The sequence below is a fragment of the Leptospira sarikeiensis genome (assembly GCF_004769615.1).
GTDB lineage: Bacteria > Spirochaetota > Leptospiria > Leptospirales > Leptospiraceae > Leptospira_B > Leptospira_B sarikeiensis.
In genome coordinates this window covers 190,531-216,677 of record NZ_RQGF01000012.1, presented here as the reverse complement: position 1 = coordinate 216,677, position 26,147 = coordinate 190,531, and the positions used below count along the sequence as shown (strand labels likewise).

Here is a 26,147-nt window from a genome sequence, read left to right as displayed (position 1 = left end):
ATGATCGGCCGTCATTCTATTCTTTTCCTTCTATTGATCGTTTGTTTCTCTTCCAAGATCTCTTCGGAGGAAAGAATTGTAGAAGGAAAACTTTTGCAATTCGGAAGAATGCTTAGCTCCGGCAACGATTATATCCAAATTCTCTCTAACGATCTTAGTCCCGAATTATCTAGGCTTCATAACCAAACGATCCGAGTTCTTTGCCAAATGAGAGGCGAGAATTGTGATCCGATCCGTTACGAGACCTATCCTTTTTCGGAAACGAAAGGCCTGCCCGATTGGACCTTAAAGAAGATCCCGAATTATGTGAATCGAGGTTACTTCGCATTTAACCCTACTGTAACTCCGGACGGCCAATCCATCTTCTGGACTGTATATTCTAGCAAAGGAAAATCCGGGAACCAAAGGATCTGGTTTTCCGAAAAAGACGAAAAAGGTTTTTGGAGAGACGGCAAAGAGATGCCTTCTCCTTTAAATAACGATCTGAATTCCGCGGTGATCGCAGTTCTTCCAAGTAATAACGAACTTTTCGTTTTCGGTTCTTTTGGGGACGATGAGATGTCTAGAAAGCTCCAAGTTGAGTTTCAGGAAAAAAGAGAAGAATTGAGAAGAAATACCCGAGACGAGATGGAGTTCAGGCTGAAGGAAGACCAACTCGCTTATGAATATCTCAGAAAACTAAATCATCTTCAAAATAAGGTAACTGTTCCATTATATAAAAGTTATAAAGATAAGGGCTCTTGGTCTTATCCTAAGCCGATCAACTTTCCTGATTTTACCAATTTATATTTGAAGAATAATACTTCGGTTTTCGGAGGCTCCACTTTATCTTCTTCCGGTAGGATACTGATCTATTCGGTGCAACAACCTGATTCTCACGGGAAATTGGATCTGTACGTTAGTATCCAAAAAGAAGACGGGAGTTTTTCGATCGGAAAAAACCTAGGAGAGATCGTAAACACTTCTCACGAAGAAACTGCTCCTTTCTTAGCCGGAGATGATAGAACTCTATATTTTTGTAGCGATGGTCATAAAGGGCTTTCAGTATATGTAACAAAACGGATCGGGGACGGTTGGGATAATTGGACCAAACCTGTGGAAGTTTCCGCAAACTTAAAAGGTGTGAACTTTTTCTCCATTCCTGTCAATAGCGATTGGGCGTATGTAAGTAAAGACGGCCAATTATACATGGCATATCTCCCTCACAATTTCCGTCCGAACCCAGTAGTAGTGATCAACGGAAAAGTTTTGGACGAAGAAGGAAATCCTTTAAGCGCCGAAATACATTACGAATCTTTAACACGTTTGGAAAAAAGAGGAAGTGCGAAAAGTGACTCTAAGACAGGATCTTTTAGCCTAGTCCTACCTTATGGAGAAAAATACGGATTTTATGCGGAGAAGGAAGGCCATCTTTCCGTTTCCAAAAACATAGACCTTACCGAATCCAAACAAGAAGACGCAAAAATGGAAGTTGAGTTTCGTCTTCCTGCGTTAGCCGTCGGCCGACAGATCCTTCTGAACAATCTATTCTTCGAAACGAAAAAATTCGAGATTTCCAAAGATTCAGAACCTGAATTGGATCGTTTGGCGAATTTTTTAAAATCGAATCCTAAAACCAAAATTTTGGTGGAAGGGCATACGGATAATGTGGGGAAAAAAGAATTGAACCAAGAATTATCCGAGAGTAGAGCCAAAGCGGTCGCAGATTATTTGATCTCCAAACATAAAATCGATCAGACTAGGATCCAAACCCAAGGTTTCGGAGATAGCCAACCGATCTCTTCCAACGATACTGCAACGGACCGCCAAAAAAACAGAAGAGTTGTATTACAAATCGTAGAATGAAGATCGTTTGATTCCTTTTTTGTATCATTCCTTCCTAAAACTATGGTTTTACCTTGAACTTTTGGTTTAAAAAAGGATTCTAATCCGGAATGAAAATCGCAGTCATCGGGAGCGGTATCGCAGGCCTAAGTGCTAGTTGGTATTTAGGTAAAGAACATGAAGTCACTCTCTTAGAAAAACATCCATTGGTCGGAATGGATGCACACGGAACGGACCTAAGTTCCAACGGAAATTTTGTACGTGTGGATGTTCCGTTTAGAGCGTTTAAAAGAAATTATTATCCCTGCCTTTTGGAATTATATGAAGAAGCAGGTATCGAAGTAAGACCTGTAGATTATTCCTTCTCTTTAAACTACGGGGACGGCACTACGTATTTCGGTTTTTCTACCTTAGGGATCGGGAATAATTTTGTTCCGATCCCTTACTTAGTCTGTTTTTCTAATAAGACCTCTAGACGTATTTTTTCAGATGCAATCCGGTTTTACGAAGAGTCTGAAAGGGAACTTCATTCCTTGGATGGAGAACAACTCACTATTTCACAATTCTTAAGTAGATTCGGTTATTCTATCGAGTTCGAGGATCTCTACTTGATCCCTATGTTTTCCACGATTAATACATGCACTTCTGAGAGTGCTAAAAATTATCCTGCAGAAGCGGTGATCGGCTATCATTCCCAAGGTTTGAAATTCTTACGTTTTCTTACCCCTTTAAAAGGAACAAGGGACGTGACGGAAAAACTTTCCAAAGGTGCATCTTCAGTTCGTTTAAGCACGGATCCTAAAAAAATAGTATTAGAAAAAGATAAAGTAAAATTACTTTTCGATAATGGAGAAGAATATTTCGATCGGGTGGTAGTCGCTGCTCCTGCAAATCAGGCAATATCCATTCTTCCAAACGAATATACCAGAGAGAAAGAGTTACTTTCCAAACTCAAATACGAGGCTTCGGAAGTGGTTACTCATTCGGATGACAGTTTTATGCCTAAAAACAAAAAACATTGGGCTCCAATGTGTTTCTCTCTTTCCCAAGACGGTTCTTCTGCAACTGCCACAATTCTTCTGAATAAAGTTCTTCCTTCTATGAAAGGAAAGGATGTATTCCAAACTTGGAATCCTTTGGTTCAACCTAAAGAGGAAAATTTTATTAGTCGTTCCAAATTCGAAAGACCTGTGATTGATCTTGCTTCCCAAAAAACTTTAGCTGAACTAAAAAACCTACAAGAGCTTCCGGATAGAAAGGTTTGGCTTTGCGGTTCTTATGCAAGATATGGAATCCCACTTTTAGAAGCGGGAGTTTCCACATCTTTAGATGTAAAAAGATGGGTAGAACAATCGATCAAACGATAGGTTGAGATTCCGGCTTTCTTACTTTATAGATCCAATACTCAAAATGTTTTTTGATCGTTTCAGAACCAAAGTATTCTCCCAACATTTTGTATCGATTTGCCAATCGTTTCGGGATTTTTTTATCCGAGCGGATCTTAGAAAGAATGAATTCCGAAAATCCAGGAAAAACGAAAGGATCTATTCTTTCTAAAACTTCGAAATTAAAACCCAGAACTGAATAATCGGATACGATCTCCTCTACATTTTTCAGATCAGGAGACATTCTTGCCATCCGAACGATCAATGATCTTTTCCAAGATTCCCAAAATGAAATTTTTCGATCTGCAAATAAGATCTCCGCAGAAACGAAAGCTCCTCCTTTTTTCAGGATCCTATATACTTCACTGATCAAAAGTTCTCGATTTGGAATAAAATATAAACTGTCCAAACCTAGAACAATATCGAAGCTCTCATTCTCGAACTCCTCCAGTTTTTCCAAACTTCCAAGTATTAGATCCGGAGAAGAAGTTTTATCTTTATATTTGGATTTTGCATATTCCAATTGTGTTTTAGAAATATTCAGTGCAGTAATATTTTTGGGAGAGACTTCAAACAAATTTTCCCAAATTCGAAATTGGTCTCCGCAACCGAATCCTATATCCAAAATTTTAGAATTCTGATTTAAACCGGCGACTCTTCCTAAATGTTCTGCTAAATCCTCACAGGCAGTACTATAGTCGTCCGTTTCTTCCCAAAATCCTAAGTTCGCCCAGGATCCTCCTGATTCGTTCAAATATAGATGGGAAAGATCTGTAGGAATTCCTTCTTCACCCCCAAATAGAAGCTGAACACTTGACCATAAATTTGTCTTCGGGGTAGTCGGAAAATAATGATGTGTAAACGTTTCTTTTTTAAGAGGATAATCTTCCATTTGTTTCCTGGAATTCCTTTCCGGCCAAAACGAAAGATATTGAACACGGAATTTCAAAACTGTCTACAAGAAACAATCTTAGTTTGTCCGTTCTTTCGGGTTAATCGGATACAATAAATGCCTGAGTACGAAGTACAAAAAATGGACAAAAAAGTCCTTTTCTTCCCCTAACTTAAGGCGGAAAACCTACCGACGGACATTATGAACAAAGATCGTATCCTTGGAATCTTATTATCCATATTTCAATACGGGAAAAAAAACTGGAGAATCATCCTAAAATATTCCGCAATTGCAGGAATCGCCATCCTATCCTTTTTTATAGGAGGCTCCTATGTAGTTTGGCTCAGCAAACAAGAAGAAGTCGCTCGTAATTTGGAAACATTCCAAAGAGAGGTATCGGATGCTTACGATCCGAATGAGATCAAACCGATCCGGATCTTAGATAAGAACGGAAAATTAATCGGAGAATTTTCTCGCAGAAAATTCAGACCGATCAGAACTGATAATTTAGTAAATCACGGAAATATTATTTGGGCATTGCTTAGCTCGGAAGATAGGGACTTTTATCAACATAACGGTGTAAATTTTTCCGCTTTGGGTCGAGCGATCATAGTGAACCTGACCACTTTCAGAAGACAAGGTGGATCCACTCTTACTCAACAGCTTGCAAAACTTACATTGGATTTGGGAGCTCGTAGTATTTTTAATAAACTTACCGAGTTCTATTGTACCTTTTATTTAGAAAGTAAGTTCGATAAAGAAACAATCCTTGCGATGTATCTAAATCGTATCTTCTTGGGAGAGGGAAACAACGGGGTAGAAGAAGCTTCTCGTTATTACTTTAATAAACCTGCATATGAATTGACTCCTGCAGAAGCCGCCTTGCTTGTAGGAACAATTCCCGCTCCTTCTAATTTTAATGCGGTCCGAAATCCTAAAATCGCATTGAAAAGACAAAAAATGGTGCTCACCGCGATGGCCCAATTCCAAAATCTTCATCCGAATCCAAGCTCGATAGAGAAAAAATTCGAAAAGAGAATAGAGCAGAACATTCGCCAATTCAGATCCGATTACAAGGTGGAAGAAATTAAGGAAGAAGAGGATAAGATCCTCGTTATTTCCGAGATCGGCAAATACGGATTCGATAAGGATTTTACGATCAATCTTGCGTCTGATTTCAATTTCGGGATCCGTCAATTCGTGATCGATAATTTTTCAGAGATCGATTTCGAAAGCAGAGGTATGAACGTTTATACTACTCTGGACTACGATAAACAAGAGGCAGCAGAACGTTCCTTAAGAGAAGGAATAGAATCCGTCCGCAAAAAACTTTCAGAGGAAAAGGCGGCTTATTTAAAAGCAGGAAAAACTGAAGAGGTTTCCAAAGAAAATAAAATTATAGAAAATATGAATGGGAGCCTGATCTCCATCAATCCGAGTAACGGATATGTAGAAGCGATGGTAGGAAGTTACAAAATTTCTAATATATTCAGAATGAACCGGGCAATTTCCGCAGTTCGACAACCGGGTTCTGCGATCAAAGGACTCGTCTATCAAATGGCATTCGAAAAAAGGATCGCTACTCCTACTTCGATTGTTGTGGATGAGCCGATCAAGATCGGAGGTTATGCCCCTAAAAACTGGTATAAAGGTCATAGAGGAGCGATGCAGGTTCGAGTCGCATTCGCTCAATCCGTAAATACGATCGCAGTCAAGTTCATGGATGAGATCGGGGTCAGTGATTTTATACATACTCTAGGCAAAATTTTAGATTTAGATAGCTCCGAGTTAAGCAGAAGATTCCAACCCAACCTTACTCTTGCATTGGGTTCCGGAGAATTATCTCCCAAAGAATTGGCCACGATCTATGCTACGATCGCGAACAACGGTAAAAAAGTAAAACCGGTAGAAATACTGCGCATCACTGATTTCGAAGGCTCGGAACTTTATATGAATAATCTTCCGGATCCAAAAGAAGCGGAACAAATTTTAGATCCAGTAGCTTGCGCAATGACATTGAACCTATTGGAAGCAGTTGTTTCCGAAGAAGGTACTTTAAAGATCGCACTTAAAGACGGAGAAAAATTTCCTTTAGGAGGAAAAACCGGAACAGTACAATCTCCTAAGGAAGCACAACAACGTTGGGGATCCAGAAAAGGAGTCAGAGACGTTTGGTTTGCAGGAGTGAACCCGAATTTAGTCACCACAGTTTGGGTAGGTAATGATCTGGGAGCTCCTTTCCCAGGGTCCGGTTCCGGAACAAGCGGTTCCATTTGGTTTAGATATGTATCTCATGTGGCAAGAACTCTAGGATTTGGGGAAAGTTTGATCATACCATTTAACAGTGATTATGTGAAAGTAGACATCTGTGCCGAAACCGGAGGATTATTATCCAACGAGTCGGAATGCAAACATCCTCTTTACGGCCAATACTATTACGTGGGAGATCAACCCGGAGGAGGAGCAACAACTTCTCCAGTCACTCAAACGGAAGGAACAAACACAAACGGATCTAATGAGGCCTTGTCCGGAGAAGACGCAGTTGAATTGGACCTTCCGGAAATTAAGGAAGATCAAAACGACGAATAGATCCTTTGTCCAAACGATCTCCGACTAAATAAAGTTCATAGGGAGACCATAAATAGATCCAAGGAGCTTCTTCTCCCAAAATGGAAAAAGTTTCTTGGATCTTTGTTTGTATATTCGTTTGATCAGTGGACCGGATCTCTCGGAAAATTTTTTCGATCTTAGGATTCGAATAGAATGCACGGTTTCCGCTATTTCCGAATCTATCCCCTGCAAATAGCGGATCTAAAAATGCAAAAGGCCCAGGAAGATCTGCATACCAAAAAAGTAATGTAAGATCTCCTTTTCCTTCCCCATTTTCTTTATAAAGCGCGGCCTTTTCCATAGCTAAAATTTTGATCTTCAATCCTAACTCTTTCAAGTTTTGGACGATTGCGGCTCCATTTGCTTGGTTCTCCTCGTCCCCTCTCATTCGAAACTCTAATTCTCTTTCTAGGATCTTAGGATAACAAACCGATTTGGAGAGAAGTTCTTTTGCTTTAACTAAATCAAACGGATATAATTCTTCGGAAGAATTCCAGGATGAAATTACTGATTTAGGAAAAGGCCCGACGGAAACTTCTCCCTTTCCTTCTAATAAGACATTGATGATCGTTCTTTTATCTATAGAATAATTTAAAGCTTTTCTAAAGTTCTTATCGAAACAGGGTTCTTTTGCATTGATTGCTATGTATTGGACCCCTCCTCCTTTTCTAACGGAAACATGCTCTTCTTTGATGAGAGAACTTTTAGAAAGGAAGATCGGTAATTTCATCAAGTCTAGTTCGTTTTTGGAATATAGATACAGTCCAGTACTTGCTTGAGGGAGTATCCTAAACAATATTTCGGAACCCAATTCGTTCGGGCGGTTTGCAGTTAATCGAATATAATTATTCTTTTTCCATTCGGAAAGTTTAAAATCTCCGCAAATAGATCCTGGAGCTCCACAATAGATCCAAGACTGAGGTAGAGAAAGTTTTTCTAAAGCCTCTCTTAAACCGCCCTCAAAATAGATCTCTAATTCCGAGTCGGACAGGATCTTTCCTCCTTTCAAAAAGGAATATGTACTTTTTCGAGGACCTGGAGTGTTCCTTAATCTTTCCAAAGAGGCCAAAACAATTTTGGAATTTATAGAAGAAGAATTCGTAACAGAAGTCTGTCGGATCTCCAACATTAATTTCCTGATATTTGCGGAAGGTCCACTTCCTAATTTATAGGATTGAACTAGAGAAGGAATAATTTTCCCTTCTTCATCCATTTTGAAAAGTTGAGGATTAATATACTTTAGAACGATTCTGGAAGAAAGGTCGGTAGATCGGATCGGATCCAAAGAGATCGGATCAGATGGCAGAGAAAATACCAGTGTTTTGGGGTTTCTTTCGACATTTCCACAATGACAAAAAAGAAGGGACAAAAGAAGGAAAGCCAGGGAAAAGGTAAGAGTCGGTTTTCGCTCTACATAAAACGTGGATGAGGCCGAGTCAAGAAACCTAGGATAAAACATTCCGGACCTATGAACGTCTATAGACGCCTCTTGGGGTATTCCTTCAAGTATAAATACAGATTAATTACCGGGATAGTATTATCCTTTTTCGTATCCATACTGAACGGTGCGTCTTTGACTAGCGTTATCCCGATCTTTAATGCGATCGGAAAAGGTGGAAAAGCAGACTTCCAAATCACTCTTACCAAAAAAGAAACGATAGCCTTAAATGATCGTGAAGCAGGAAAAGAACTGGAGGCGATCCAAAAAATTGAGGCATTAGTCGCAGATACCAAACTTAAAGCAAATTATTATCTCACTACCCTTCCTAAAGACCAACTCGTTCTTATATTTTGTTTATTCATCTTTCCGATCTATCTTGCAAAACTTTTGTTTCTGACGGGGGCAGTGTATTGTATAAACTCCGGCGGTTATTTAGCCGTTCGTGATTTACGTTTAGAACTTTATTCCAAAGCTCAGGAACTTCCTCTTAATCATTTCGTTCAGGAAAAGACCGGTATCTTTATGAGCCGAATCGTCAACGATGTGGAAGTTCTTGCAAAGTTGATCAGTTCGGATCTGAAAGATGCAATCGTAGACTTCTTCTATATCATTACACATTTATTAATTCTTCTTTTCTTAAGTTGGGAAATGTTTGTCGCGGTTTTAGTAGTGGTGCCTATCATCATGGGCCCTGTGACTTCTTTCGCGGACCGGATCCGAAAAGCCACAAGGAACCAACAGGAAAGATTATCAGCTTTGAACGGTCATTTGCAGGAAGTGATATCTGGTATCAGAGTGATCCGTGCATTCTCCATGGAAAAAACGGAAGCAGGAAGATTTTGGGAGATCAATAACGATCTTTCCGAAAAAACATTTAAAGGACATTTTTATCATCAAGTAGGGCCTTCATTAGTGGAACTTTCAAGTTCCATAGTCGCAGTTATATTCCTGGCGTTTGGAGCATATCTTATCGAGTTGGAAAAATTAACCCTAGGTCATTTTATGATCTTCTTCTTGACCCTAGTGTTTTTAACCAGACCATTCAAACAGATGGGAATGTTATCCAATTCTATCCAAAGTGCGATGGCTGCCGGGACTCGTGTTTTCGAAATGTTGGATAGTGAGACGGATGTAAAAAATCCTCCCAACCCGATCTTCCCCAAAAGACTATCACAAGAATTAAAATTCGAATCAGTAGGATATACTTATCCGGGAGCCAAAACTCCTGCGCTCTTAGATCTGGATCTTTCTATCCAGAAGGGTTCAACCATTGCGTTAGTCGGCTCTTCAGGTGCGGGAAAATCCACATTAGTCGATTTGATCCCAAGATTGATCGATCCGAGTGAAGGCTCCATTACTTGGGACGGAACTGATCTCAGAAATTTGGATCTTGCTTCCTTAAGAAAAAAGATCTCAATCGTAAACCAACAAGTATTCCTATTTAACGGAAGTATCCGAGAGAATATTTGTTATGGAACTGAAAACGTTTCCGAAGAACGAATGAGAGAAGTTTCAGAGTTAGCGTTCGCTACCGATTTTATTCTCTCTTTTGAAGATGGTTTCGACACAGTTGTAGGAGAAAGGGGCGTAATGTTATCCGGAGGCCAAAGGCAAAGGATATCTATCGCGAGGGCACTATTGAATAACCCTGAAATCCTGATCTTGGACGAAGCGACTTCTGCTCTGGATACCGAATCTGAAAGAGTCGTTCAACAAGCCTTAGAATCCTTGTACAAAAACAGAACAGTAATCATAATTGCTCATAGACTTTCCACTGTACAGATCGCAGATACTATTTTCGCAATGGAAGGTGGTAAAGTTGTCGAATCTGGCTCTCATTCAGAGTTGATCCGTTTGGACGGGAAATACAAAAAATTATACGAGATGCAGTTTGCAGAATCACCGGTTTAAGAAAAAAGAATATGATCTTATTTTTGAAGATTCTTTTTTTTCCGATATTATTCCCTCTTAGCCTTATCTACAGAATTCTATTTTTTTTAGATCGTAGCCTTAAGAAAAAAAACAAACTTCATTCTGCGATCACGATCAGTGTGGGGAATTTTAGCGTAGGTGGAACCGGAAAAACTCCTTTTATTCTTCATCTATCCCAGTTACTCCATTCTCATTTTCCAGATCTTCCTATCGTAATTTTGACAAGAGGTTACGGTTCTTCAGGTACAGATACAAGAAAAGTTAATATTGACTCTTCTCCAACAGAAGTCGGCGACGAACCATTACTTCTCAAAAAAAACCTTCCCTTTGCGGAAGTGTATGTAGGAAGAAATAGATTTGGATCATATTTAAAATACAGATCCGACAAAGGGCTTAGTGAAAATAAAATTGTATTCGCATTATTAGATGACGGTTTTCAACATCACGCATTGGAAAGAGATTTGGATCTGGTTTTATTGGATTGTACAAGGCTTTCTAAAATTGAATTTTTACTTCCTTTAGGATTATTAAGAGAATCTTATCGTTCTGTTTCAAGAGCGGATTTTCTAATCGCTTCCAAATTTAAAGAAGAACAGGAATCAAAACTTTCCGCCTGGCTTCAAAAATATAAACCGAACAAATACTTGAAGTTTCGTTTTTCTACGGAAGAATTGATCCCGATCTATCCGGGCCATTCCGAGACCTTAACTAGAAACATAACCGGAAAATCGATATACGCATTCTCAGGTTTAGGAAATCCGGAACCGTTTTACTCTTCTTTGAAAGAAAAGAACCCGCACAAATTCAATTCCTATTCTTATCCGGACCATCATTCTTATACAAAAGAAGATCTTTCTGAAATATCTCAAAAGGGAGCTAAAGACGATTATATCATCTGCACTGAGAAAGACGGAGTAAAGATCTCTGCCTTGGGAACGATTTCCGGACAAGATCCTTCCAAATGGTTCTATCTTAGACTGAAAACAATTTTAGAGAACGAGTCCGAACTTTTAAGATCCATACGTACAAACTTATATAACCACTCGATAAAGATCTCAAGCCTTATTGACGACTGATCCGACAGCTGAAGAAAAGACCAAGTTCGATTAACAATCGATCCGACTTGGCTGAAGAAAGGAACAAGTTCGATATTTTGGCAGACCTGTAGTAATTGTTATACTTTATATTCAAGTAGTTATTACCTACTGTCAATTTATTGCTTGAAGCTACATTTCATATACCGGAATATTTCCCAAACAAAGGCCTCCGGAGTTGCGGGTAAAAATGCAAAAAGTAAAGAATGAATTTCAAACAATTTTGGTTTTCGGCCTTTTACTTTTTTTTGTAACTTCCCTGTATTCAAACGAACAAGTCATCTATCTCAAAGATGGAAAAGTTCTGACTGCCGAGATCATTTCTCAAACCGCTTTCAAGATGGTGGTCAAACTATCGGACGGAACTACTCGAGAGATCTCAAAACAAGATATTAAAAAGGTAGCTTTTAAAGAGGTCAAAACCCCAGACCAGAAAGATAAAAATCCAGTAGTACCTCCTACACCGACTCCAGAAGAGTTAGCACAAAAAGAAGAAGAGGCCAAAAAACAACAGATCGCCGACGAAAAAGCAGAGAAGAGAAAAAAGCAGATCGAAGAAGCAAAACGAAATCGTTTGGATGTTTTTTTAGGATTAGGTTCTAGTAACCTAAACTTTCAAGGCGGGAATTTTTACGATCAAGTCATAGCGATCGGAAGTAGCCTAGGTCAAGAAGGTGGCAAATTCGAACTTCCCACAGAACCAAAACCGAAAGGCGGAAAAGCTTCTGTAGTCGAAGTTAGATATTCTTGGAATCGTTACGTAGGAGAGATCGGAGGACAATCTCTAACTTCTTCATCGAATGTGCAGGTTGTAGGAACAGACGGCCCGAGTAACTCCACTTTTCCAAAAATCGTACAAGGTAGCTATGATGTTTCTATGAAACATATCTACGGAAATTTTTCTTATTCTGTTTTTCCTCATCCAAAACACGATATCAGACCAGTAATTGGCTATCATCAATTTTGGACAAAGACAGAAGACCGAAACCCATTTACCTTCGGAGCTGGAAGTGCTAGTTCTTCGTTTTCAGATCAATACTTCGGAGTAATTCCTACATCGGTGGCGGAGGTTCTAAAAGGATATTCGTATGGAGTACAGTACGATGTAAAACTTGGAAAATTCGAGATCCGCACAGGATTGCATATACTACAATTACATGGTTTTGGAACTTATAGCAGAACGGAATATACGTATGCCCCAGGAAATGGAGACGGACAAACGAACGGCATCGAAGTGTATAATAAATGGGTTGCTAAGGGTGCTATACTAGATCTGAAATTTTTATACTCTTGGAACTATGGAGTTAGTTTCTGGCTTGGGTTGAACAGTATGAGTTGGAAATATACTTTCTCGGATACTTCTCTTACTATTAAAAATGAAGATAGTGCAAACGAAGATCCTGTCCAAAATCTAGTTTTAGGAAAGGCTTTATTCGAATCCCTTGTCGGACCTGGGGCACTCAAAGAAACACAAGCGACCACGTTCTTAATCGGCGCAACTTACTCGTACGACTTTAACAAATAAAGATCTTAATTTTTCATATAAATTCTGCATTCAAATCAAAAGGAAAATAAGAATTTCGCAGATTGCTTCTTCTTCCTTCGTCTAAATCAATCGAATATGTTCTATTTAAAACGGATCTTTGTTTTGTTTTTATTTATCTATCTTTCTAGGGAAGTTTTTTCCGAAACTCAGTATGTATACATGAAAGACGGAAGAATTTTAAAAGGAGAAGTTCTTCACCAAAGTTCCGACAAGATCAAATTCAAGAGCGCAGAAGGAAAGGAAGAAGAAATACTAAAAAACTCTATTAAGAGAATCATCTTTAAAAATGCCGAGGCGGAATATCAAAAACAAAAGTTGGAATTAGAGGCGAAATTAGAGCAAGAGCGCGAAGCCAAATTTAAGCGAGAACAAAAAGAAAAACTAAAACGAGAACGACTGGAAAGGCTAAGGCAAGAACGGGAAGCCAAGTTAAGACAAGAGCAAGAGACTAAGCTGAAGCAAGAACAGGAAGCTAAACTCAAACAAGAGCAAGAAGCTAAACTTAAACAAGAGCAGGAAGCTAAGTTAAAACAAGAGCAGGAAGCTAAACTCAAACAAGAGCGAGAAGCTAAGTTAAAACAAGAGCAGGAAGCTAAATTTAAGCAAGAACAGGAAGCTAAACTCAAGCAAGAACAGGAAGCTAAGCTTAAACAAGAACAAGAGGCTAAACTCAAACAAGAACAGGAAGCTAAGTTAAAACAAGAGCAAGAGACTAAGCTTAAGCAAGAACAGGAAACCAAATTCAAACAAGAACAAGAGGCTAAGCTTAAACAGGAACAAGAGGAAAAATTAAACCAAGAACAAAACGCAAAACTAAAAGCGGAGGAAGAGGATAGACAAAAGAAGATCGAAGAAGAAGAAAATAAGCAAAAATTAGCGGAACAGCCAGCTTCTCAAAAAACGACTCCTTCTACCTCATTTGATCGTCATAGTTTTGAAGTACTCGTAGGGTTAGGTAGAAGCCAATACGAAAGCCAGGTCCCTAATTTCCATAGAGCGGTAGAAGGTTACGCAACTATAATAGGAAATAAAGGAGGCTTTTTCAATAATTCTCCCGATCGAAAGGATTCGACCGCAAAAACTATTAATCTTAGATACAACTGGAATCGATTTGTAGGAGAATTTGGCGGATCCCAAATGAATTCTTTGGAATCTGTAACTAGCTTCGGTATCATTCCATATTCTGATCTTTCTTCCACACCAGTTACCCAAGGAGCATTTACCGCCTCGGCCCCACCCCATACGATCAGTTACAAACAAATATTCGCTCAGGGCTCCTACACAGTTTACAAGAACTCTTTTTTAGAAGTACGGCCTATATTAGGATATCATAAAATTTGGCAAACCGGCAAAGACGACTCTAAGATAGACATTTCTCCGAAAGATCCGAACAATTCCAGCTCAATAGACTGGGTAATACGATATGGGACCAGCTTCAGCGATTACCTAAGCGGACCTTCCCTAGGATTTGCCTTAGAATCAAAATGGAATGAAAAATGGGAAGCTAGGTTGGATTTCCAACGTCAATTCCTGCATGGAAATTCCACTTTTACTAGAGATCAAATAGCAACCATCTTAGGTGGATTTTTTGAATCTAGATCTGCCCTGACAAATGAATGGAAAGTGGACGGGTTATCAGTTTCAGGAAAATTGATCTATCATTGGAAGGATACTGTATTCTTTTGGGGAGGTTTTCAATATTCAAAGTTATCCTATAAGATGGAACAGTTTGGAGGGGATTTGGATGTAAACGGTTCTCCTGCGTCTGCTTACGTATCATTACAGTTGATCCATTCTCTGACGCAAGGATTAGCCGGAAATTCAACAGCAAAAGCGATTTATATAGGAGCTGGATATAATTTCGATTTCAGTTCTAAAAAAGGATCTCAGTAGGAATTCCCACAAACAATACAGTCCTTCCGTCGGGCTGTAGAGATCTTTCTGAACTCCATTGTTTTGGAATCTATTTGTAGGATTTTTCCGAACAAACCTTCTTCTCTTTTAGAATCACTTAATAAAAACTGAATACTTTCCGTTGCTTGGATCGTCCCGATCATGCCGGCCATACTTCCGATCACGCCGGCATCCGCACAGGAAGGAACATGCTCCGGTAAAGGAGGTTCTTCATAAATGCATCTAAAGCAAGCATCCTTTCCCGGACGAACCCCCATTATCATTCCTTCAAAACGGAGAACTCCTGCGGTGATAAACGGGATTTTTTCCCTAACACAGATATCGTTTACTAAAAACTTAGTATCGAAATTATCAGAACCTTCCAAAACAAGATCCGAACTTTCCAATAACGCTTTCGCGTTCTCTTCCGAGAATCTTGCCTTAATACCTTCTACTTGGATAAAAGGATTTAGTAATTTTACATTTTCGGCAGAAGCAATCGCTTTCTCTTTACCGATATCAGAATGTTTGTAAATGATCTGCCTTTGAAGATTCGTAGTATCTACGATATCGGAATCGATAACTCTGATCTTTCCGATTCCCGCGGCCCCTAAATACAACAAAGCCGGAGATCCAAGACCCCCGGCTCCTACTATCGTGACGATAGATTTACTTAATTTTTCCTGACCGGTTCTTTTTACTTCGTCTAGAAGAATGTTTCGAGAATATCGACTCAGTTCCTCCGGACTCAACACCAGAGAAAAATTAACCTTTGAGTTTTTTAGTAAGAACGTTCAAAAAGTCAGAAACGAACTCGTCAGATCTGCGATTTTTATCAGCAAATTCTAACGCTTCTCTTGCTGCATCTTCAGCTTTCTCACTTTTGATCACTATGTTTAAGATAGAAACCAAAGCAGTATAAACGATGTCTCCGTTGTCAGAGCTAATGATCTTGTTCTTAAGAGCGATTGTGGAATCTCCAGCTTCTCCGATCTGGCCTAATGCAATCTCAGCAGGAACTGCAACTTTAGGATCGTTGGAACGGTTTAAGAGGTTGATCAATTCCGGAATAGCGGACTTTTCTTTTTTATTTCCTAAATAAAGAGCCGCATCTATCTTCTCTTGTTCGGAACCGCTGGAAAGAGCTTTGATATGCTCTTCAGTACTTTTTTCGGCGGCAACCGAAACTGTAAATATAAGGCTTATGAGTATTGCGAGCGAAAGAACGCTTTTTTTCATGATCTCCTCCTGTAACCGAGAAATTTTCTCTAGAGAGCCGAGATCGTCAACCGAAATAACTGATCCCTTACTCTGATTTCCTGCAAAGGGACGTAAATCTTCCTACTAAAATGTATCGTAGGAATCCGTCGGGCTTCCGATCATGGATTCGAAACATGGAATTCCATTTTCCCCAGATCCGGCCGAAAGAATGGCTCCACAAGATCAAAGAGGAATTTTTTCCTCCCAGAATTCTGGATAAGTACGTATTTTCAGAATTCGTAAAAATTTTTATCGGGGCGCTGGTTACATTGGGCTTTCTCGCCCTAATGTCTTCCTACAGCGATATCAAGGGGGATTTAGCCGCATCCAAAGGTGGAAAGATCCACGGATGGTTGTACATAATTTTCCGCCTTCCCCAAATGTTGATCCAATACATTATGAATATTGCGATCTTATTCTCCGTATCCTTCACGGTAGGACAATTCTCGGCGAACAAAGAATTGGTGGCGATGATGGCCGCCGGGATTTCCTTCCGCCGGATCGTAGCTCCGATCGTAGCTTTCAGCTGTGTGCTTTGGTTTGCGGCATTCTTCTTAAAACAAACAGTAATTGCTCCTCTTAATGCAAGGGCAAACCAAGAGCATAAGAGGCTGAAAGAAGGGGACCAAAACACATTAGTAGGTGTGGTCTATCAGAAACATTTTAAAGGCCAAGAAGGTTTTTATTATATATACTATTACGATACGAAAGAAGAAGAGATCAAGGGTGGTTTCAATTATATTCGCCTTACCCCGGAACAGACTCCAGACTATCTCCTGGTAGCCCAAAAGGCAAAATATGATCAGGCAAAAGCCGTTTGGATCCTTAAAACTGTAGAAGAAACAAAATTTGACGAAGATCTACAAATTGTGTCCGTCCAGAAGTTTACGGAAAAAGAATATACTCTCCCCGAAAAGCCGGACTACTTCAAAAAGTTAAAAGGTTCTGTGGACGAAATGAACTTTTTCGAGCTGACTGAAGAGAAAGAGAATCGGATCAAAAAGGGACTTTCCTACGGAGATGTAGATATCGCAAAACATACTTTATTTGCAGAACCTTTACTGATCGTAGTTTTGACCTTAGTTGGTTGTGCCAGCGGATTTTTCACAAAAAGAATGGCGATCGTTTCTTCCCTAGGAGTAAGTATCAGCGTCGCACTTCTTTACATGATCATGGATCCTTCTTTTAAATCATTGGGAGAGAACGAAGTAATCCCGATCTGGCTTGCAAGCTGGATCACTCCGATCCTATTTCTTTCCGGACTTTATGTTATTTATAAAAGAGTAAAAGTTTAATCCTGAATAATAAAAAACCTCCCGGTTTCCCGAGAGGTTTTTCAAGATCAGGTCCGATCCGATCTAAATTTGTTTTTATAATATTATTTTGCACCCTTAGGTGTTACAGTCGCTTTCGGAACAATCGCTCTTATATTATTCTTTTGGATCTTATATCCTCCGGAAACAGTTACGATTCCTTTGAATAGATCTGATACATCGGTAATCGTGGCCATGAACCAACTTCCTGTCCTAGCCTCTTCTTTGGTTGCGGGTGCTCTGTATCCGTCTTCTGTCCCCATATCGAACATGATCACCTTAGTTCCGAGTTTAAGATCCTTATCCGTTGCAAGCCTGGTCATATAGAAATATTTGGTCCAATACTTCTTCCCATCAGTGACTTGCAAGAATTCACCTTCTCCTTTTGTTTTAGTGGCAGAAGCTGGGGTCATTTCTTTTCCGATATAAACATTGATATAAGTTTGATCAGTGTATTCTTCCCTAGAAATGAAAAAATCATCCGGTTGGATATAATGGGAATCTTCTTCCGCAAATACACCGGTTGGTAACAAGCTCAGATAGAATGCGAAGATCGCAACCAGCCTGAAAATTTGGATTTTGTTTTTCATTTTTAACTCCATGAAACCTATTCTATTCCTCCGAAACGAATTCGGAATAAATATGAATAATTTATTTCCCAATGCAAATGTCAACGCTTCGAAAAGAGAGCATGTTTGGATCGTATTTAATTTTTCAGAAATTTATTTCCAAAAAACATCTATCCTTTGTCTTAGTTTGCACGAAATAGGATATAAGGGCACCTACTCTACCGAATAGAAAACATCTTAAATGTCCTCTATATAAGAATAGAGCTTTAGAAGAGGTAGGAATTCCCTCAAAAGAGCTTTTAGCTCCGAAGCGAATCTTTAATTTTTCGGAACTTTTTTTCTAAAAAACCCGTCATTTGCAAAAAAAATTCATTGGTTACCTAAAGTTTATCCGATACTTAGTACAGATATACCTGTGGAGTAACCGCATAGATGCGACATAAACGCTTCGGAAAAAGAAGAATCGGACTTATCTGCCGATTATCCGAAAAGTCGCCGGTCACACCAAAAGGAGGGTAAGAACATGGACGTTCAACTTACGAATCTAGTCTCATCAGCAGAGAAACTTCTCCGCGACAAGAGATCTTCCGTTCCAGGAAGAACGGGAGTGCCCTCGGAAGCCCAGAACGCAGCCGACAAAACCGAGTTTTCTAGCAGTTTAACTTCTAGATATCTTAAGGTTCAAGAGACCTTATCAAATCTCCAAGAAGAACTTTCTAAAGAGCAAATGAAACTCGGAATATTGAGCGAAAGGGAAGAAACGCCTAAGGATGGTTTAATCAATATCCTTTTTGGTGAAACACCTTTGTTCAGAGAATTGGTGGAAAATCCTAACCAAGACTTAAAACAAGTGCGCGAACAGGTCCAAGTAAAAAAGGACCAGCTCATTGATTCTATCCGTAAATTCGAAGTAGAATCTGAAAACGTACTGTCTGTCGGAATGCTTAAGAATCCGGAAAATTTCCGGAAATCCATTGAAAATCTTTCTGGTAAAGATATTCAAATGAAGCAGCTATCCGAGAAAACTATAGAAAGACTGATCCAAGATTAAAACAGAGGATCCCACAATATCTAATATTTTGAATATACCCCTTAAACGGGGGATGGGACCCTCTTTATCTTCTCTCCTACTTTTTCTTATAACTAAATCCTTAAATTTGTAGAACAGGCTCTTATCCGATTTTGATAATCGAATCATTCGCCTAATATTTCTAATACGAATTCTTTTCATCTTTAGATCGTTTAAAAAGCTTGCGGACCCCCACTTCAAAACGATTCTGTGGCTAGCAATGTCGCTTAAACTACGGATACTGTTCCTATTATTCTTACCTGCTTTATATGTTTCATTGGTTGCTCAATCATCCGATCAGTATCACTATGTACTGATCACTTCCGGAGTTTTGAACGTTAGGGAAACTCCTGAAAACGGAAAGATCATCTTCACTTTGAATAGAGGGAATAAAGTTAAAATCGTTCCGGAAGAATCCGGAGGCGCGTTCGAATGGGTGAAGATTAAATCCGAAGATGGAAAAGTAGGTTACGCTTCCAGAAAGTATTTAGGTCTTACTCCGCCGGAAACTTTGGATGAGTATAAATTAATCGGTTTTGTTTGGTCAGGATATGATCCGAAAGATCTTCCTATCTTTGTTCCACTCGCATTCTTTAGTCCTAAAGGTTGGCAAGAAGCGAAAGATGAATATGAATTTGATTATAAATTCAGAAGTGGAGTAAACACTTCTTTACCTTCTTTCTCTCTACAAGAAGGAGAAAAGGGTCCTTCCTTTTCAGCCGCGGCTCCTACAACTTACGGTTGCCAAGAGTTTCCAGCATTAAAAGTAAAACCTTCAGCGGAAATTAAATCTAAAAAAGATTGGTTGGTCTATTCGCCTGACCTAAAATTACAATCCATTCCCTTACAGGAATTACCTAAAACAGATACCGATTATACTCTATTTAAAAATTTAGCGGAAACAATTTGGAAAGCTAGGGGATATCCTGAAACAGAATGGCTTCATTCCACGATCGAAGAAGTATATTCTTTTAAGAATAATAAAAAAGAAACATTCATTTCAGGTAGGATCTCCTACCATAAGAAAGGAGCCGAGAGAAGATATTTATATCTACTAGGCCGCAAATTCGGAACGGATCGTGTCCTTGTTTCTTATGAGAAATCAGAAAAGTTAACGGAAGAACTCGGTTTTTACGGAGGCTCCTACCATTTGATCGGAGTCATTTATAGGGAAGAAGATCCGGTCCCGATCTTATTATTTACTGACATAGGTTTTGACTCTTCTATCAAGTCTCTCTATGAATTGAAGAACGGGACTTTGCAGTTATTATTAAGAGGAGCAGGAGACGCCTGTTAATTGGGGAACACCGCCCCTTTCGGAGCGGTGATCATTCTTCTTACACTTGTAAAGCAGCTACTGGATAATCAGTGTATCCTTTTTCTCCTGGAGTATAGAAGGTAGATTGGTCCGCCTCGACAAGAGGGATCCCTTTCTCTAATTTTTCTACTAGATCAGGATTAGAAATAAAACTTCTACCAAAAGCGATCAAATCCGCGTTCTTATGTTTGAGATCCGAATTTGCACGTTCTACGTCGTAACCACCTGATAGGATATAAGTTCCGGACGGATTTGCAGATTTATAAGATTCTCTGATCACTGCGACTGTGGAGTCCTTAGGCTTAGGAGCTCCCATAGAAGAATGATCCACGATATGAATATAAACAATACCTAATTTTCCAAAAGCGGAAGCCAAGTCTTCGTATTGCTCTTCTATCTCATCATGAATTTCTAAATCGTTAAATACTCCATAAGGAGAAAGTCTAATTCCTACTTTGTCCGCACCAATAGCATCTACTACTGCTTTAACAACTTCCAAAGCAAATCGGTTACGTTTTTTCCAATCTCCACCGTACTCGTCATTACGATGGTTTGCGCTCGGATGTAAGAATTGTTCGATAAGATATCCGTTAGCTCCATGTAGTTCTACTCCATCAAACCCGGCTTGGATTGCGGATTTTGATGCGTGCACATATTCTTGGATCGCTTTTTGAATGTCGGCCTGTGTCATTTCTCTTGGAGTAGAGTAAGGTTGATTTCCCTCTTGGTCTGTCCAAACAGTTCCTTTTAATCCTATTGCGGAAGGACCTGCTAATGATGCACCTTCAGGCAAATTTAAGGAGTTTCCTACTCTTCCGGAATGCATCAATTGAACGAAAATTTTGCCGTTTTTTGCATGAACTGCATCCGTGACTTTTTTCCAACCTTGGATCTGCGCTTCCGAAAAAACTCCAGGAATTCTTGCATACCCTAGACCATTAGGAGAAGGAGAAACTCCTTCAGTAATTAGTAATCCGGCACCTGCTCTTTGGGAATAATATTCCGCCATCAAATCATTCGGGATATTCCCGATTGCCCTAGAGCGAGTCATAGGAGCCATAACTGTCCGATTTTTAAGTTTATTTTTTCCTAATGTATATTCTGAAAATAATAGGTTCATTTTTTGCCTCAGAGCTTAGACATTAAATACTTTAAACATGAACCTTTTTTATAGAGCCTAAATAAAAAAATGGATCGGTCTATTGCAACATGGTCTAGACTGAGGTATTTAAATTTTAGCCTAAGAGAGTAAATTTTTGAATTCAAGAAAGGCTTGTTTTGCCTCCCCTCCTTCTTCATCACACCATCTTTTGATTTCCTTTAAAAGAAACGGTTGTCGTTTTGCTACTAGTATAGCTTGGTCCAAACATTCTCTAGCCTTAAAATAAACGTAAGAAGCTAAACGATCTTTAATACAATCAGTTGGTGATAGAAGTTTAATTCTTTTACCGGAAATTTCTTTTTCTGCCGGTAAAATTTGATAATCTTCTCCGATAGAAATCGGCGGAGAAACATATTCCACGAATAGATGTTTACATTTCGGATGAATAAAATGGCGGGAAGTTTTATTGAACCCAAGACCTTTCATCAGAGTTTGGATCTTCAACCAAACTGCACGATCATAGCTAGTATACGCAATATCCAAATCTCCGGAACGATACAATCCTTCGGAATAAACAGAAACCACTGCACCACCAACTAAAACAGAGTCGATCCCATTTTCCGATAAATGCCACGCAAGAAATTTCCATAATTTCTCTTCTGTGACAGAAGCCCAATCAGGCTCGTCCATAAACTGGCTTACCCTTTCTTCTAGGACGTCTTCTTTCAGAAAAAAGCCGCTCTTTCTCTGAGATCGGCATAGTGTTATAAACTATATTTAATAGTTCTTTAATAGGTTTGATAAACGCAGATTTTTGGTTAAATAAATACACCCGAGACTTTCCGATTTGCTTAGAAATTAAAATTCCAGCTTCTTCAAATCGAATCAGTTGATTTTTTATCGGAGTTGCTGCGGTTCCATAATCTTTTGCAATTGCGGCTGCATGTATTTCGGAATAATGAAATATATGCAATAAAACTCTTCCTGCAGTCCGGTTACCGAATACACCTTCCATAATTTCCATATGAAAAGTATATTCTCACTAAAATGATATATCAACTAAAAATTAGTTCATATAGACTAAAAATTAGTTCATTAATTCGTTGAACCCAAAAGCTCCGTAGTATCCTTATAAAACTGTTTCATTCTTTGATAAGCGGTATCCGGAAGTTTTATTTCCTGGTCGTTGTTCAGGTATTTTTTAACAGGCAATAATCTGAACTGGGTTTTAGATCCGGTCCGATCTATATATACCCAAACGGGTTCGTAAGCTATATCAAAAATATTTAATTTATCATTCTCTTTGGATAAGGAGAATTTAAGAATAATCCCTCCGTCCACGTGACGCCTGTCTTGTCCGGATACGAAATTCCCCAATGAATAGATATAAAACCTTTCTTTTACTGACCCGAATTTATCCTTAACCGTCTTTTTACCGAATTTCTGGAGAGTATGAGGATGCCCTCCTAAAACAATGTCGGCTCCTGAAGAAAATGCGAAATCCACCATCTCCACTTGGAATGGATCCGGTTGGTGTAGATATTCGGTGCCGTAATGATACATTACGATAATCGCATCCGGTTTGGATTTTTTTGCTAAAGCGATATCCGAAGAGATCTGATCCTTATCTATTAAATTAACGACCGTTCCGGCAGGGATCTCCAACCCATTAGTTCCATACGTATAATCCAGAAAAGCAAGGTTCAGATTTCCCACCGGGACAAACAATATTCTGTTTTTCTCATATTCTTCTTTGTCCTTGTATGTGCCTAAATGTTTTAGTCCAAGTTGATCTAAAACAGAAAGGGTTCTCACAACACCCAATCTTCCCTTATCGCAAGAATGATTGTTTGCAGTAGACAATACGTCGAAACCTACGTCCTTGATCGCTTTTGCCAATGAGTCGGGTGCACCAAACTGAGGATATCCGGTATATTGTTTCGGATCTCCAGGAAGTGTAGTTTCCAAATTTCCGACGGAAAGGTCCGCCTCCGAGATCATTGAAGAAACTTCCTGGAATACTTCGTCGAATTTCCAACAATCACATTCCTTATCGTAAGCCGAATCGATCTGTGTTTGGTGAGACATGATGTCCCCGACCGCTACAACTCGAATTGTATCGGAACTGCCTGTGGTTTTTACGTTCTGCGACGAGCAAGGAACCGCAAAAAAGGATAAGGCAAAACAGAGAATTACATTTCGAATCATATGATATTTTCCTAAATTAACCGCTTTCTACGATAAGGTAAACTTTAACGTTACCTTTTGGGAGCTGTAGCATTAGAGTCCTTAGCAATCGGCGCTTTATTTGTTTCACCCGGCAACGCTTCGATTACGGAGAATCCTTTAACAATAGGTTTACGATTTCTCAAAAGTATTGTGGTGTATAGAATATCCGGTTTGGAGAGCCATTGTTTTAGATTTTCTAATGCTTGGATATTATAATGAAACGGAAATTCTCTCGGAAACATTTCTCCGTCAGGGAAACCGTATACTTTTGCTCCCTTAGTGACCGTCCTCACGACAATACTTTTAGGATCGCTGTATAAGTTTAGGAAATTCTTTCTCATTACTTCCGGATATCTGAAGTACTCTTCTGCGTTAGAAGTATATAAAATACGGATAGGCACTTCTAACTCTTTCGCCTTTTCGGAAATGGAATTTATGGTTTTATCCCCTAAAAGATTCCCGTCTATCGCTATAATTTTTCCTTCTAAGATCATATTTCGCAGGTATTCGTAATCCTTAGGATCATTATGAAAGGAAGTAAATTCCGGATAAATCTTAGATATTTTATGAAGATCTCCCAAACGTTGCGGGACTGCGCCTTTTCTAAGAGCGATCTGATAAGACTTTAGAATAACTTGATATTCTGGATCGTTAGAAAAACGTTTTTCTATAATAGGAAGAACTGCATCTTTTCTCTTTGGATCCCAAAGTGTTTCAAACTCGGAATATGTAGGAGAAATTTCTATAAAATGAAGATGTAGTCGGTTGATAGAAACCGTTACAGGATCGAAATCGAAAAGATAAGCGAATTCACTCTTCGCCCAAGCGATCAATGTTAAGTTCTGATCCGTTCCGACTCCCATATAGCCCCCACCCAAATCCACAACTCTGGACTTGAATAGATCCAATCTTCTTTCATTAGAAGAAGGATAATGCTCCGCATGAAGATGCCTATCTGCAGGAGGAGGATCCGTCGCTAAAAGCTGAAGACCTTCTCTAGTTAAAGAAGCTTTTCTTCCGAAAACGGAATGTTCTCCCTGGCCTTGGCCGGAAGAACAATCTAAAAGATAAAAAACCGAACAAATGAATAAAATCGTTAAGAATAGATTTCGTTTATTTTTGTATAAAGCGACCGCTTTAGGCCCTTTTTTTCTCATGAAATTCCTGTGCATCCCTAGGGCATCTTTTTACTCGGCCCTTGGAAACAGAACTTATTAAGTGGCTTTTATACGGGAAGAACTTTACGGGAGTTTGGTATAGAGATTAGCTTAGAAGCGAGGGACTTTTGCCCTTGCTTATTTAAGTTAAAAGATCAAAGGTAAACCTCGGATCTGAGAGCTCCTTTCGGCTCCTTAAACGGATCAACGCCGCTCGTTGGCATTCGTTTGTAATAGGCAGAATATTATCTTAAAGATAACTCAGCTTCCAGAGCTTGAGTATATTTTCTTTAAGTCGGCTGCAATATTCTTCTGCATTGCCTCGTTTGTTCCTCCACCGATCGAAAGTAAGATCGCATCACGATGAAGTCTTTCTACAGGATATTCTCTGCAATATCCATAACCGCCTAATACTTGGATCGCATTTCTTGAGACTCTTTCCGCCATCTGGGTTGCGACCAATTTTGCAGAAGCTGCTCCTAAAGAGTTTCGATTCTCAGGATTGATCTTAGAAGCTACATCATAAACCAACGCTCTAGCAGCTTGGTAATCCGCATACGATTCCGCGATCAATCTCTGGATCTGACCGAACTCTATTAACTTTTTATCAAATGCTTCTCGATGAAGAATGGAATACTCGCACATAATATCTACACAACGTTTTGCGATCCCTAAGGACTGTGCAGCCAGAGTCACCCTTTCGATCTCCAGATTTCTCATCATATGGGTCAAGGCACCGTCTTCGGATCCGATCAGATTTTCAGCAGGCACTTCTACATTCTCAAAAACGAGTTGAGTAGTAGGAGAAGACCTCATTCCCATTTTTTCTTCTTTTTTTCCGAAACTAAATCCAGGAGAAGAACTTTCTACGATGAAAGAACTAGTTCTACGCGAGTCTTTACTCGTCTTTGCATAGACCAAAAATATCTGACCAACGATCCCGTTCGTAATAAACTGTTTTCTACCGTTTAATACGTATCTATCTCCTTTCCGAATCGCAAGAGTTCCCATTCCCAAAACGTCTGTGCCGGCTCCTGGTTCGGTCATTCCCATTCCGCCGATCCATTCTCCGGATAGGACTTTAGGCAAATACTTGGCCTTTTGTGTTCCGTTACCGCTATTATAAAAATTATTCACGAAGAGAACTTCATGAGCTAAATATGATAAAGTAAAACCGGGATCGTAAGCGGAGAATTCTTCATGAATGATCACGCTTGCAACTGGGTCTAATCCCATTCCACCGTCTTCCTGAGGAACTGTGACTCCAAAAATCCCCAATTCCGATCCTAACCTACGGAATAATTCCTTATTAAAGGATTCTTCGTCGTCGTGATCCTTCGCTTGAAGATCTAAATTCTCTTTCGCAAAAGCGCTTACGTTTTCCCTGAGAGAAAGATGATCGTCCGTTGGATTATATAGATCTAATTTTTTTTCTTGGATTCCCTTCATACTATGCCCTGTTATATTCCAACTGAATTATTTTGGACCCCCTGCAAAATTGCAACCGTGTTCC

General features: G+C 39.4%; 21 protein-coding genes. 10 read left to right on the top strand and 11 right to left on the bottom strand.

Annotated elements, in window-relative coordinates; genetic code table 11:
* Both EHQ64_RS05410 and EHQ64_RS05405 read left to right on the top strand, forming a co-directional pair.
* Window positions 1-1,845, top strand: coding sequence for an OmpA family protein (locus EHQ64_RS05410; protein ID WP_135648478.1), 1,845 nt, complete (start codon window positions 1-3; stop codon window positions 1,843-1,845).
* 89 nt (window positions 1,846-1,934) lie between these two features.
* Entirely contained in the window at window positions 1,935-3,191 is a 1,257-nt protein-coding gene (locus EHQ64_RS05405) for an FAD-dependent oxidoreductase (protein WP_135648477.1), read from the top strand.
* On the opposite strand, the gene EHQ64_RS05400 is transcribed toward EHQ64_RS05405, so the two are convergent.
* Window positions 3,181-4,101, bottom strand: a complete 921-nt coding sequence (locus tag EHQ64_RS05400) for a class I SAM-dependent methyltransferase (RefSeq protein ID WP_135648476.1) — start codon at window positions 4,099-4,101, stop codon at window positions 3,181-3,183. The genes EHQ64_RS05405 and EHQ64_RS05400 overlap by 11 nt on opposite strands.
* A gap of 201 nt (window positions 4,102-4,302) precedes the next feature.
* Between EHQ64_RS05400 and EHQ64_RS05395 the strand changes: the two genes are divergently transcribed.
* Window positions 4,303-6,690, top strand: a complete 2,388-nt coding sequence (locus EHQ64_RS05395) for a transglycosylase domain-containing protein (RefSeq protein WP_135648475.1) — start codon at window positions 4,303-4,305, stop codon at window positions 6,688-6,690.
* Here EHQ64_RS05395 and EHQ64_RS05390 read toward each other — a convergent pair.
* Window positions 6,665-8,170, bottom strand: coding sequence for an ABC transporter substrate-binding protein (locus EHQ64_RS05390; protein WP_135648474.1), 1,506 nt, complete (start codon window positions 8,168-8,170; stop codon window positions 6,665-6,667). The genes EHQ64_RS05395 and EHQ64_RS05390 overlap by 26 nt on opposite strands.
* Window positions 8,171-8,179: 9 nt before the next feature.
* On the opposite strand from EHQ64_RS05390, the gene EHQ64_RS05385 reads away from it, so the two are divergent.
* From EHQ64_RS05385 to EHQ64_RS20165, 4 genes are all read left to right on the top strand, one after another.
* The gene (locus EHQ64_RS05385) at window positions 8,180-10,063 is read left to right on the top strand and encodes an ABC transporter ATP-binding protein (protein ID WP_167882361.1); all 1,884 of its coding nucleotides are present in this window, start codon (window positions 8,180-8,182) and stop codon (window positions 10,061-10,063) included.
* Between the two features lie 11 nt (window positions 10,064-10,074).
* Entirely contained in the window at window positions 10,075-11,160 is a 1,086-nt protein-coding gene (gene lpxK / locus EHQ64_RS05380; RefSeq protein ID WP_135648473.1) for a tetraacyldisaccharide 4'-kinase, read from the top strand.
* A gap of 208 nt (window positions 11,161-11,368) precedes the next feature.
* Window positions 11,369-12,703 carry an LA_0442/LA_0875 N-terminal domain-containing protein gene (locus tag EHQ64_RS05375; protein ID WP_135648472.1) on the top strand — a complete coding sequence of 445 codons (1,335 nt, stop codon included), beginning with the start codon at window positions 11,369-11,371 and terminating at the stop codon, window positions 12,701-12,703.
* Window positions 12,704-12,826: 123 nt separating this feature from the next.
* Window positions 12,827-14,617: a cell envelope integrity TolA family protein gene (locus EHQ64_RS20165; protein WP_167882360.1), complete on the top strand. Its 1,791-nt coding sequence runs from the start codon at window positions 12,827-12,829 to the stop codon at window positions 14,615-14,617.
* Here EHQ64_RS20165 and EHQ64_RS05360 read toward each other — a convergent pair.
* The gene (locus tag EHQ64_RS05360; RefSeq protein WP_135648470.1) at window positions 14,611-15,372 is read right to left on the bottom strand and encodes a HesA/MoeB/ThiF family protein; all 762 of its coding nucleotides are present in this window, start codon (window positions 15,370-15,372) and stop codon (window positions 14,611-14,613) included. The two genes, EHQ64_RS20165 and EHQ64_RS05360, sit on opposite strands and share 7 nt — an antisense overlap.
* Before the next feature lie 10 nt (window positions 15,373-15,382).
* A complete protein-coding gene (locus EHQ64_RS05355) occupies window positions 15,383-15,856 on the bottom strand; it encodes a HEAT repeat domain-containing protein (protein ID WP_135648469.1) in 474 nt (157 codons plus the stop codon).
* 155 nt (window positions 15,857-16,011) lie between these two features.
* Here EHQ64_RS05355 and EHQ64_RS05350 point away from each other — a divergent pair, with 155 nt between their 5' ends.
* Window positions 16,012-17,172 (top strand): LptF/LptG family permease, encoded by a 1,161-nt coding sequence (locus EHQ64_RS05350; RefSeq protein ID WP_135648468.1) that lies wholly within the window; start codon window positions 16,012-16,014, stop codon window positions 17,170-17,172.
* An 83-nt stretch (window positions 17,173-17,255) separates the two neighbouring features.
* Here EHQ64_RS05350 and EHQ64_RS05345 read toward each other — a convergent pair whose 3' ends face one another.
* Window positions 17,256-17,780, bottom strand: coding sequence for a hypothetical protein (locus tag EHQ64_RS05345; protein WP_135648467.1), 525 nt, complete (start codon window positions 17,778-17,780; stop codon window positions 17,256-17,258).
* A gap of 502 nt (window positions 17,781-18,282) precedes the next feature.
* On the opposite strand from EHQ64_RS05345, the gene EHQ64_RS05340 reads away from it, so the two are divergent.
* Window positions 18,283-18,810 carry an LIC10415 family protein gene (locus EHQ64_RS05340; RefSeq protein ID WP_135648466.1) on the top strand — a complete coding sequence of 176 codons (528 nt, stop codon included), beginning with the start codon at window positions 18,283-18,285 and terminating at the stop codon, window positions 18,808-18,810.
* 238 nt (window positions 18,811-19,048) lie between these two features.
* A complete protein-coding gene (locus EHQ64_RS05335) occupies window positions 19,049-20,125 on the top strand; it encodes an SH3 domain-containing protein (protein ID WP_135648465.1) in 1,077 nt (358 codons plus the stop codon).
* Between the two features lie 40 nt (window positions 20,126-20,165).
* Here the strand turns inward: EHQ64_RS05335 and EHQ64_RS05330 are convergent, their stop codons facing one another.
* From EHQ64_RS05330 to EHQ64_RS05305, 6 genes are all read right to left on the bottom strand, one after another.
* Window positions 20,166-21,266, bottom strand: coding sequence for an alkene reductase (locus EHQ64_RS05330; RefSeq protein ID WP_135648464.1), 1,101 nt, complete (start codon window positions 21,264-21,266; stop codon window positions 20,166-20,168).
* A gap of 120 nt (window positions 21,267-21,386) precedes the next feature.
* The gene (locus tag EHQ64_RS05325) at window positions 21,387-21,938 is read right to left on the bottom strand and encodes a hypothetical protein (RefSeq protein WP_135648463.1); all 552 of its coding nucleotides are present in this window, start codon (window positions 21,936-21,938) and stop codon (window positions 21,387-21,389) included.
* Window positions 21,925-22,272 (bottom strand): ArsR family transcriptional regulator, encoded by a 348-nt coding sequence (locus EHQ64_RS05320; protein ID WP_135648462.1) that lies wholly within the window; start codon window positions 22,270-22,272, stop codon window positions 21,925-21,927. The genes EHQ64_RS05325 and EHQ64_RS05320 overlap by 14 nt, the downstream gene beginning before the upstream one ends.
* 71 nt (window positions 22,273-22,343) lie before the next feature.
* Window positions 22,344-23,456 (bottom strand): CapA family protein, encoded by a 1,113-nt coding sequence (locus EHQ64_RS05315; RefSeq protein ID WP_135648461.1) that lies wholly within the window; start codon window positions 23,454-23,456, stop codon window positions 22,344-22,346.
* Window positions 23,457-23,506: 50 nt separating this feature from the next.
* Entirely contained in the window at window positions 23,507-24,634 is a 1,128-nt protein-coding gene (locus EHQ64_RS05310; RefSeq protein ID WP_135648460.1) for an LIC_10091 family lipoprotein, read from the bottom strand.
* A 261-nt stretch (window positions 24,635-24,895) separates the two neighbouring features.
* Window positions 24,896-26,083 (bottom strand): acyl-CoA dehydrogenase family protein, encoded by a 1,188-nt coding sequence (locus tag EHQ64_RS05305; RefSeq protein ID WP_135648459.1) that lies wholly within the window; start codon window positions 26,081-26,083, stop codon window positions 24,896-24,898.
* Window positions 26,084-26,147: the final 64 nt, after the last annotated feature.